This is a genomic window from Candidatus Pelagibacter communis, assembly GCF_001180205.1.
Taxonomy (GTDB): Bacteria; Pseudomonadota; Alphaproteobacteria; order Pelagibacterales; family Pelagibacteraceae; genus Pelagibacter; species Pelagibacter ubique_O.
This window is the reverse complement of sequence record NZ_CVSU01000058.1, coordinates 1-1,591: the sequence shown is the minus strand read 5'-3', so window position 1 is coordinate 1,591 and position 1,591 is coordinate 1. Positions and strand designations below refer to the sequence as shown.

Here is a 1,591-nt window from a genome sequence, read left to right as displayed (position 1 = left end):
CGAGTATCGAAGGCTACTACAGGTGGTCGTTCAATGCGTTTTAATTCTGTTGTTGTTGTTGGAGATGGAAAAGGACATGTAGGCTTAGGATTTGGCAAGGCTAATGAAGTGGCGTCTGCTGTTAATAAAGCACGTGAAAATGCCAAAAAATCTATTTTTAAGGTATCACTTATTAATGGTACAATCCCTCATAAGATTGATATTAAATATAGTTCAGTTCGTCTTATGTTAAAGCCAGCTTCACCTGGTACAGGTGTTATTGCAGGTGGTCCGGTTCGCGCTATTATGGAACAATTAGGTGTTGCAAATATACTTTCAAAAAATACAGGATCAACCAATGCAATTAATGTAGTAAAAGCTGTTGCATATGGCCTTAAAACTTTAAGAGATCCCTTGACAGTAGCACGACAGAGGGGAATTACGCTAAAAGAATTATTTAATTAAAATGGCAGAAAAAAAAGTAAAAATTACTCAAATAAAATCTGCGATTGGATATCGCAGACAGACAAAATCTACCCTAAAAGCCCTAGGAATTAAAAGAATGAATGGTAGTGTAATTAAGAGTATTTCACCTGCTATACAAGGTATGATTACTAGTATCAATCATCTACTAAAAGTAGAGGATATTAAATGAGTTTATCAAAATTAAAACCTGCTAAAGGTTCTATTAAAGATTCAAAGCGCATTGGTCGTGGTAATGCTTCTGGACAGGGGCGTACAGCAGGGAAAGGTCATAAGGGCTATCAGTCTAGATCAGGAACAAAAAATAGATTTCATTTTGAAGGTGGCCAGACACCTCTTATGCGACGTCTTCCAAAAAGAGGATTTTCAAATTATGGATTCCGTAAAGTTGTACAGATTGTCAATTTAGATAGGATTTCAAAATTAGGAATTGATATAATAAATCCTGAAATACTTGTTAAAAATGATGTCATTAAATTTGATAATATTCCAGTAAAAATATTAGGGAATGGAAATATCGATAAACCTATTGAAGTCACTGCTCATATGTTTAGTAAATCTGCAATTGAAAAATTAGAGAAATCGGGTGGGAAGGCTATTTTTCAATGATAGATAAATTTCTCAACATTTTTAGAATCCCAGATTTAAGGAAAAAACTGATTTTTACAGGGTTACTTCTCCTTGTTTATCGTTTGGGAGGAAAAATTCCGATTCCGGGTATTGATAAAACTGCCTTAGCAGCTATGATGCAGGGATATGCTAATTCTTTATTGGGACTTTATGATATGTTTGCAGGAGGATTTTTATCGCAGGCATCTATTTTTGCACTTGGAATAATGCCATATATATCTGCATCAATCATTATTCAGCTCTTAGGTGCTGTTTTACCTTATTTTCAAAGGTTACAGAAAGAAGGAGAAGTAATATTACCCATGACAGAACCTAAATAATCTTCTGGGACTACAACCTCAAGCCCCATTAAGGGTTCTAATAAAGTAGGGCCTGCTTTTTTAGCTGCATCACGCAATGCCATACTACCAGCAACTTTAAATGCAATCTCACTTGAATCAACATCATGATATGTTCCATCAATTAATGTAACAATAATATCTTCTAGAGGATAGCCAGC

General features: G+C 34.9%; 4 protein-coding genes and 1 pseudogene. 4 read left to right on the top strand and 1 reads right to left on the bottom strand.

Features of this window, described 5'->3' with window-relative positions; genetic code table 11:
* The 4 genes from rpsE to AMO08_RS02405 all read left to right on the top strand — a co-directional run.
* Positions 1-444 (top strand): 30S ribosomal protein S5 (gene rpsE, locus AMO08_RS02420; protein ID WP_075484803.1); only part of this gene is annotated, 444 nt, incomplete at its 5' end.
* A 1-nt stretch (position 445) separates the two neighbouring features.
* Entirely contained in the window at positions 446-634 is a 189-nt protein-coding gene (gene rpmD, locus AMO08_RS02415) for a 50S ribosomal protein L30 (protein WP_075484801.1), read from the top strand.
* A complete protein-coding gene (rplO, locus tag AMO08_RS02410) occupies positions 631-1,071 on the top strand; it encodes a 50S ribosomal protein L15 (RefSeq protein ID WP_075484799.1) in 441 nt (146 codons plus the stop codon). Before rpmD ends, rplO begins: the two co-directional genes overlap by 4 nt.
* Positions 1,068-1,412 (top strand): hypothetical protein, encoded by a 345-nt coding sequence (locus AMO08_RS02405; RefSeq protein ID WP_075484798.1) that lies wholly within the window; start codon positions 1,068-1,070, stop codon positions 1,410-1,412. The genes rplO and AMO08_RS02405 overlap by 4 nt, the downstream gene beginning before the upstream one ends.
* Here the strand turns inward: AMO08_RS02405 and fusA are convergent.
* Positions 1,379-1,591 (bottom strand): annotated as a pseudogene (fusA, locus tag AMO08_RS02400) (elongation factor G); the annotation flags it as partial. The gene AMO08_RS02405 and the pseudogene fusA overlap by 34 nt on opposite strands.

Coding starts and splice junctions, on each gene's coding strand:
- rpmD (WP_075484801.1), top strand. CDS start 446: ATGGCAGAAAAAAAAGTAAAAATTACTCAAATAAAATCTGCGATTGGA.
- rplO (WP_075484799.1), top strand. CDS start 631: ATGAGTTTATCAAAATTAAAACCTGCTAAAGGTTCTATTAAAGATTCA.
- AMO08_RS02405 (WP_075484798.1), top strand. CDS start 1,068: ATGATAGATAAATTTCTCAACATTTTTAGAATCCCAGATTTAAGGAAA.